Source organism: Paenarthrobacter sp. NPDC056912 (assembly GCF_042786555.1).
Classification (GTDB): domain Bacteria; phylum Actinomycetota; class Actinomycetes; order Actinomycetales; family Micrococcaceae; genus Arthrobacter.
Genome location: NZ_JBHUCD010000004.1, coordinates 171,221 through 179,291 on the forward strand (window position 1 = coordinate 171,221; position 8,071 = coordinate 179,291).

An 8,071-nucleotide genomic window follows, 5' to 3' on the forward strand; every position below is an offset into this window, starting at 1 on the left:
CGCCAGCGGACACGCGCCTTTGGCTTCAGAGCACAGCCATCAAACCACCACGCACATTGAAGAAGGGACTCTCCCATGACCATCTCTACGAATCTCACAGGCGGTATCGACGTCGGCAACGGCTACGTCAAGGGAATTATCCGCGGAGCGCTTGGATCTGGTGGAGCGAATGCCGACGAGATCGACCTTCCCAGCGGCGTGACTCTGATTACCCGCTCAAATGCGCTCCCGACGCCGGACAGGGAGGCGCCGAGCCGCACGGAAGGTGACTTCTACAACGAGTTGGACGTGAGCTTTGCCTCCCCGCTGATTGGAGATCAGTACCGGCGACTCTTCGGTGTCAGGGCATTGAGCGCTCAAGGGGCCTTCGAAGAGTTTGACGTCATCGGGCACAGGAGCAAAGCCCAACAGGAACTAAGCAAGATCCTGGTGATGGGTATCTTCGCCGCAAAAGCCGTCCGTGACTACGTGCACGCCAACGGTTCCCTTCCTATGGCAGAGGAAGCCTTGAGCGTGCGGGCCCGTGTTGCGCTGGCTTTGCCGATTAATGAGTACCTCTCGCACCGAACCAGTTATGCGGCTGAATTCATGAATGGCATCCATACGGTGACCGTGCACAACTTTGAGACGCCGGTGACGGTCAAGTTGCGCTTCATGGATGTGCAGGTAATACCGGAAGGTGCATCTGCCCAGTACGCGATCACTGCCAAGGGGGAGCCTTTGATGGAGGCAATGCTCGCCGATGTCCGCCGCCGCGGGCTGGCACTGGAAGGCATCACGCCCGGGGATGTCTTGGCAGCACAGCACACTATCGGCATAGATATCGGGGAAGGAACCGTTAACTTTCCCGTCTTCACTGCGGGGCAGTTCAACGCCGATGCCTCCACCACCTTCAAAAAGGGCTACGGTTCGGTGCTGACTGATGCCATGAAAGCCATGAGAGACCGCGGGTTCCAAACAGGGTTCACGTCACGCAAGCAGCTCTCGGAGTACCTCCACGCCGGTCCTTCGCCGTTGAAACTCAATTTTTACGACCGGGTGAAGGCCTTCGTAGACGAGGAGACGATGTTTTTTGCCAAGGAAGTGGCAGAGCAGTTCGGCAGGGTGCTGGCCGTAGTCGGAGCTACAACTGAGGTTGCATATGTCTACGGCGGCGGTGCAGGGGCGGGGGCTGTGAAGGAGTATCTCTACAATGCGCTCCTCGCCAAGGCCGCGGAGATGAACAGCGAGGATTCATTCCCCACGCTGTACCTGGATTCGAGCTACTCACGGCACCTGAACCGAGAGGGTCTGTATATCGCGGCAGAGACCGTCGAACACAGAGCTGTCGCCGGACCGACAAGCAAGCGCAGCAGCAAACGTGCATCAGTTGTGGAGAGCCAGGAATTGGCCGACGCTGCCGTCTAGGTCAGTCAGGGCTCAGGGCTCAGGGACAAAGGCGCAATGGCGTCGTACAGCAGCACCCGCACCCACCGTTCGCCGCTTTCGCGAAACTCTGCGCGGCTGGCGAAGCGGTAGAGATAGCTGCGGGCGCGCACCCAGCGGGGGCGTTCGCCGTCGAACGGGTCCTTGCGAAGCAGCGCAAGCGTTGGCTTGTCAGCCTCCAGCAGTTTGTCCAGGAAGGCGTAGAACCAATCTTCGTGGACCGTGCGCAGCGGGAGGAACCACATCAGCCAATCCAGCCGGAGGTGGTAGGGAGCCCATTGCCGGGGAAGCCTCCGCACGTCTCCGGGCTTTCCCTTGAAGCCGTATTCCAGCCAGTGATCGTCCGGTGCGCCGCGATCGTCGTCCAGCGTGCCCTCCACAACGATTTCGATGCGCTGCTTGGTCACCGTCCCGAACGCACCGTAGGCGTTGACCAGGCGCCAGCGGTTGAAGCTGGCATTCATCAGTTGGTGGTGCGAGAACAGGTTGCGAAGCGGGCGATAGCTCAGCACCAGCAGGAGAACCGTGACGGCGAGTACGACGCCGAGCCACCAGACCGGGGTCTGCCCGCCTGCATGCCAGTCCAGGGGGATGAACGGCAACACGGCGTGGGCGACGGGGTCGCTGACGGCGGCAAAGGCCAAGACTATTGCCGTCCAGTTAAGCCACGCGAAATTTCCGCTCCCCACGAGCCAGAGCTGCGTGAGAATGATGATGCCTGCCGCGACGCTGGCCAATGGTTGTGGCGCGAAAAGGAAAAAGGGCACCACGAGTTGCGCGAAGTGGTTGCCCACCACCTCCACCTTGTGCAGTGGCCGTGGCAGGAGGTGGGCCTGGCGGCTCAGCGGTCCCGGCATCGGCTGGGTCTCGTGGTGGTAGAGCATCGCTGTCAGGTCCCGCCATTCACGCCCACCCCGGATCTTGATCATGCCGGCGCCGAGCTCAAGGCGGAACACCAGCCACGCGATCAGGAACAGGATGGTGGCGGGTGGGGGAGTCTGGTTCGAGCCAAGGAAAGCTACGGTGAACCCCGCTTCGAGGAGCAGGATCTCCCAGCCAAAGCCGTAAAACGTTTGGCCCACGTTCACGATTGACATGTACAGAAACCACAGCGCGAGGAACGCCAGCATCGGGAGCCATGGAGGCCCGGTTTGCGGCAGGCCCACTACGAGCAACGCCGCGATGAGAAGGCCCGCGCCACACACGGTCCTCAGCAGGGTGTCTGAGTAGCGCCAGCGGAAGAGCGTGGGCCTGGCCAGCCGTCGGGCGTAGTCGAGGAAATCCGGCACCGGCAACAATCCGCGCTCGCCGAGGAGGGCCGGGAACTGGTTCAGAGTGGACAGGAAGGCAATGAAGTAGAGCGCGGCCGTGCCGCGCTGCAACACTTGCCGGGCGAATTCGTAGTCCCGAGCATCAAACCAGGACAGCCACTCCACGATTCCACGGTACGCGCGGGAGGAAGGCGGTCAAGCGGCCTTGGGCCTGTTTTCCACTTACGGCCGTGCCCGTTCGCGGCCCTGTGCGGTGACTGGGATACTTAAGGAATGCAACCGCGCAAGATCGTCATCCTCGGGTCCACCGGTTCCATCGGCACACAGGCGATTGACGTCGTCGACGCCGCCCCGCACCGTTTCGAGGTCGTGGCGCTAAGTGCCGGCGGAGGAAACCTCGAGCTGATTGCGCACCAGGCCGTCCACACGGGTGCGCAGGCTGTAGGCATCGCCTCCGGGGATGCCGGAGTACTGCAGCAATTGATTGATGACGCGGCGGCCACGGCAGGCTTGCGCAATTTCGCACCGGAGATTTTCACGGGACCCGACGCCTCCACGCGGATCGCTGCCATTGAGTGCGACGTCGTCCTCAATGGCATCACTGGTTCCATTGGCTTGGCGCCCACGCTGGCCGCACTCAACACGGGAGCCACCCTGGCACTGGCCAACAAGGAGTCGCTCATCGTGGGCGGTGCCTTGGTCAAGGCTGCTGCCCGCCCCGGCCAGATTGTTCCTGTAGATTCCGAGCATTCGGCGATCGCCCAGTGCCTCCGGTCCGGCACGGAACAGGAAGTGGAAAAGCTGATCCTGACTGCATCCGGTGGGCCGTTCCGGGGCCGTACCCGCGAGCAACTCCATGACGTCACGCCACGTGAGGCACTGGCGCACCCCACGTGGGACATGGGCCTCATGGTCACCACCAACTCAGCCAGCCTGGTCAACAAGGGCCTGGAAGTCATCGAAGCCCACCTCTTGTTCGATGTCCCACTGGACAGGATCGAGGTTGTGGTTCACCCGCAGTCCGTGGTCCATTCGATGGTCCAGTTTGTGGACGGCTCCATCATTGCCCAGGCATCGCCCCCGGACATGAGGTTGCCCATCGCCCTGGGTCTGGGCTGGCCGGACCGGGTTCCGCGTGCCGCACGGGCCTGCGACTGGACCCAGGCCACCAGTTGGACGTTCGAACCCCTGGACTCCGTGGCGTTCCCGGCCGTGGAACTGGCCAAGGATGCCGCAAAGCAGGGCAGCACATTCCCTGCAGTGTTCAACGCAGCAAACGAGGAAGCCGTTGAGGCCTTCCACGCCGGCCGCATTCGCTTCACGGATATCGTGGACACCGTTGAGTCGGTCCTCAGCGAACACTCAGGGTCCTCTGAGCTAACGGTGGAGTCCGTACTGGATGCTGAGAAGTGGGCACGCGCCCGCACCCACGATCGTTTAGCCAGCAGCGCCCTGTAGCTCACAACCCTTACGGAAGCAGTCCCACCGGCATGAGTCCTGCTCTTCTCTTCATCCTCGGAGTCGTCTTCGTCGCTATCGGCGTGGCCGTCTCCATCGCGCTGCACGAGGTAGGCCACCTGGTGCCTGCGAAGCTCTTCAAAGTGCGCGTCACCAAGTACATGATCGGCTTTGGACCCACCCTGTGGTCCAAGAAGAAGGGCGAGACGGAATACGGCTTCAAGGCCCTTCCCTTGGGTGGCTACGTTGCCATGATCGGCATGTATCCGCCCAACAAGCAGGACGGCGGCGTCCGTCCCTCCAGCACCGGAATGTTCCAGACGCTCGCCACCGAGGCCCGCTCCATGGCGCATGAGGAAGTCGGTCCCGGCGACGAGAACAGGGTTTTCTACAAGCTTCCGGTCTGGAAAAAGATCATCATCATGCTCGGTGGCCCGGCCATGAACATGCTGATCGGGCTGGTGCTGCTGGCTGTCCTTCTCATGGGGTTCGGCGTAGCGACCGCAACCACCACCATTTCCGACGTTTCCAAGTGCCAGGTCGCCGCAGGGGAGACGGTGGATCCCGATTCCGCGGACTGCAAGCCCACCCCGGCTGCAGCCGCAGGGCTGCAACCCAACGACACCATCACGTCCTTTGACGGGAAAACGGTCACCAGTTGGGATGAACTCACTGGTTGGATCCGGGCATCTGCCGGTAAGGACGTCGCTATTACGGTGCAGCGCAACGGCGCGGAGATTTCCACATCCGTGACGCCCGTCCTCTCCTCCCGACCCGTGGTCGGTGCGGACGGGCGGCCTGAGCAGGACGCCAACGGAGTGCTGAAGTACCAGGAAGTCGGCTTCCTCGGCATCGGCGCCCAAAGCGCCTTGGTTCCCCAACCGGCGTCGGCCGTTCTTCCCATGGCAGGGGAGAACATCAAGCAGATTTCCGGTGTGATCTTCAACCTGCCCGCCCGCGTGGTTGGCGTGGCGAAGGCTGCCTTCAGCGAGGAACCGCGCGACCCCAACGGACCCATCAGCGTGGTGGGCGTCGGCCGTGTCGCCGGCGAAGTGGCGGCCATGGAACAAGTCCCGATGCAGGCGCGGATCGGAACCTTGGTTGGCCTGCTCGCCGGACTCAACTTTGCCTTGGCAATCTTCAACCTGGTGCCGCTGCTGCCCCTTGATGGCGGCCATGTGGCCGGTGCCTTGTACGAGGGCGCCCGCCGGCAAGTGGCCAGGCTGCGGGGCAAGCCGGACCCGGGAGCGTTCGACATCGCCAAGCTGCTGCCGGCCACCTACGTCGTGGCAGCGTTGCTGATGGCCATGGGCGCACTCTTGATCTATGCGGACATTGTGAAGCCGGTGAACATCTTCGGCTGAGCAATTGCCTGCCGTCGGGACACCGGCTTTCCCCATTCAGCGATGGCAAAGTAGCCAACGCGTCGGGATAGGCTAGCACCATGACTGTTTTCGCTGTTGAGTACGTATACGTCGCCGATTCCGACGCCCTCCGCGATGAAGCCCGCCCCGCACACCGTGCCTGGCTCGGCGACCTGGCTGAGGCAGGCACTTTGCTGGCCAGCGGCCCCTATGGTGACGGTGCCGGCGCTCTGCTGATCTTCAGGTCCGCAGATGAAGCCGAACTCAATGCTGTCCTCAAGCAGGACCCTTTCGCCAGTGCCGGAGTCATCGCGGGTATCCGCACCACGGAATGGTCTCCGATCATCGGCCTCCTGGCTGCCCACGCGTCCTAGTCCGGGCGTCCTCCACCACAACGATCCACCCCAATCCAAGGAGTCCACGTGACCTCGGTCAGCCTGGGAATGCCAGCAGCCCCGCCCCCCGTTCTTGCCCCGCGCCGTAAGACGCGGCAAATCAAGGTTGGGTCTGTCGGCGTTGGTTCTGATTCGCCCATCAGCGTGCAGTCCATGACCACCACGCCCACCACGGACATCAACGCCACGCTTCAGCAGATCGCTGAACTGACGGCCTCCGGCTGCGACATCGTGCGCGTTGCCTGCCCCTCGGCAGACGACGCCGAGGCGCTGCCGATCATCGCCCGCAAGTCCCAAATCCCCGTGATCGCCGACATCCACTTCCAGCCGAAGTATGTGTTCGCCGCTATCGAAGCAGGCTGCGCCGCGGTCCGCGTGAACCCGGGTAACATCCGTAAGTTCGATGACCAGGTCAAGGAGATCGCCGCTGCGGCCCGGGACCACGGTACGTCCATCCGCATCGGCGTCAACGCAGGATCGCTGGAACCCGGCATCATGAAGAAGTACGGCAAGGCCACGCCTGAAGCGCTGGTTGAGTCCGCCGTCTGGGAAGCCTCGTTGTTTGAAGAGCACGGATTCCACGACTTCAAAATTTCCGTCAAGCACAACGACCCCGTGATCATGGTGGCCGCGTATGAGATGCTCGCGGAGAAGGGCGACTGGCCGCTCCACCTCGGCGTCACGGAAGCTGGACCTGCCTTCCAAGGGACCATCAAGTCCGCCACGGCCTTCGGCGCGCTGCTGTCCCGCGGCATCGGCGACACCATTCGCGTTTCCCTCTCGGCGCCGCCGGTGGAGGAGATCAAGGTGGGCAACCAGATCCTGCAGTCCTTGAACCTGCGCCCACGGAAGCTCGAAATCGTGTCCTGCCCTTCGTGTGGACGCGCGCAGGTGGACGTCTACACGTTGGCCGAGCAGGTTACCGCCGGCCTCGAAGGCATGGAGATTCCGTTGCGCGTGGCTGTCATGGGTTGTGTCGTCAACGGACCCGGCGAAGCACGCGAAGCGGACCTCGGCGTGGCCTCCGGAAACGGCAAGGGCCAGATTTTCGTGAAGGGCGAAGTCATCAAGACTGTGCCCGAGAGCGAAATTGTTGAGACACTGATCGAAGAGGCCATGCGTATCGCTGAAGAGATGGGGGAGGCCGATGGCGAAGATGCTGTCAAGGGTAGCCCCGTGGTTAGCGTCTCGTAACGAGAACGGCTTGGGGGTCAGGGTGCTCGGCGGTGCCGACACCTTGGCCCTTCGCGCGCTTGCCGGCGAGGATCCTGTGGCCAACGTCTTCATCTTGGCGCACTTGGAAAGCACCCGAACGGCCGCGCCCACCAGCGGCGGCGCAAGCGTCTTCGGAGTGTTCGACGGCGACACCCTCCTGGGTGCCTGCTGGGCCGGAGCCAACCTGGTCCCCGTCCAACTCGATCCCGGGCTGGCAGGCTATATAGCCTCGGCTGCCCATCAAACAGGACGCCGGTACGCTTCGATTTTTGGACCTGCGGAAACCGTCCTGGCGCTCTATTCACGGTTCGAACAGTTTGGCCACTTCGCCCACGAGGTCCGTTCCCGGCAGCCGCTGCTGGCCATCTCAAGTGGTCCGGTTATCGACGCGAATCCCGCGCTGACCTTCGGTACCATGGCCGATTTCGACCGCATCCTGCCCGCTTGTGCTGCCATGTTCGAGGAAGAAGTCGGCTACTCTCCGTTCCTCGGAGGCCAGGAGTTCTACAGCAGACGGGTCGCCGGCCTGATCCGGCAAGGCCATTCGCTGGTCCATATCGATGCCAACGGAACCGTGGTGTTCAAGGCTGAGTTGGGCGCTGTCACTCCGGAGGTCACACAGGTCCAGGGCGTGTGGATGAATCCGGAGCTCCGGGGTCGGGGCCAAAGCGCCGGCTACATGGCCGCCGTCGTCAATCTTTCGCGGACGTTTGCGCCACTCACCAGCCTGTACGTCAACGATTACAACGCGAAGGCCCGCGCAACCTACGAAAAAGTGGGGTTCCAGGAAGTGGGCACGTTCGCCACGGTTTTGTTTTAGGGGCAACCCACCTGACTGGCAGTTGTGGGTTGTTACACCCCTGGGGGGGACCACCACACACCGCCGACAAAGGGGGGGCCCGGGCCCCGGCGAGGGAGGCGGGGATGTTGGGGGGCCCCCCAG

7 protein-coding genes are annotated in these 8,071 nt (G+C 62.8%); 6 read left to right on the forward strand and 1 reads right to left on the reverse strand.

Going from position 1 to position 8,071, the window contains the following annotated elements; translation table 11 throughout:
- Nucleotides 1–75: 75 nt before the first annotated feature.
- A complete protein-coding gene (locus ACFRJ9_RS06215; RefSeq protein ID WP_377665536.1) occupies nucleotides 76–1,407 on the forward strand; it encodes a hypothetical protein in 1,332 nt (443 codons plus the stop codon).
- 5 nt (nucleotides 1,408–1,412) lie between these two features.
- Here the strand turns inward: ACFRJ9_RS06215 and ACFRJ9_RS06220 are convergent, their stop codons facing one another.
- A complete protein-coding gene (locus ACFRJ9_RS06220) occupies nucleotides 1,413–2,861 on the reverse strand; it encodes a lipase maturation factor family protein (protein ID WP_377665537.1) in 1,449 nt (482 codons plus the stop codon).
- A gap of 108 nt (nucleotides 2,862–2,969) precedes the next feature.
- On the opposite strand from ACFRJ9_RS06220, the gene dxr reads away from it, so the two are divergent.
- The 5 genes from dxr to ACFRJ9_RS06245 all read left to right on the forward strand — a co-directional run bounded on the left by dxr (nucleotide 2,970) and on the right by ACFRJ9_RS06245 (nucleotide 7,948).
- Nucleotides 2,970–4,154 (forward strand): 1-deoxy-D-xylulose-5-phosphate reductoisomerase, encoded by a 1,185-nt coding sequence (dxr, locus tag ACFRJ9_RS06225; protein WP_377665539.1) that lies wholly within the window; start codon nucleotides 2,970–2,972, stop codon nucleotides 4,152–4,154.
- Between the two features lie 32 nt (nucleotides 4,155–4,186).
- Nucleotides 4,187–5,518 (forward strand): M50 family metallopeptidase, encoded by a 1,332-nt coding sequence (locus tag ACFRJ9_RS06230; RefSeq protein ID WP_377665541.1) that lies wholly within the window; start codon nucleotides 4,187–4,189, stop codon nucleotides 5,516–5,518.
- Between the two features lie 80 nt (nucleotides 5,519–5,598).
- Nucleotides 5,599–5,892, forward strand: a complete 294-nt coding sequence (locus tag ACFRJ9_RS06235) for a YciI family protein (RefSeq protein ID WP_377665543.1) — start codon at nucleotides 5,599–5,601, stop codon at nucleotides 5,890–5,892.
- Between the two features lie 48 nt (nucleotides 5,893–5,940).
- Entirely contained in the window at nucleotides 5,941–7,107 is a 1,167-nt protein-coding gene (gene ispG, locus ACFRJ9_RS06240; RefSeq protein WP_011774258.1) for a flavodoxin-dependent (E)-4-hydroxy-3-methylbut-2-enyl-diphosphate synthase, read from the forward strand.
- The gene (locus tag ACFRJ9_RS06245; protein ID WP_377665750.1) at nucleotides 7,070–7,948 is read left to right on the forward strand and encodes a GNAT family N-acetyltransferase; all 879 of its coding nucleotides are present in this window, start codon (nucleotides 7,070–7,072) and stop codon (nucleotides 7,946–7,948) included. Before ispG ends, ACFRJ9_RS06245 begins: the two co-directional genes overlap by 38 nt.
- Nucleotides 7,949–8,071 lie beyond the last annotated feature (123 nt).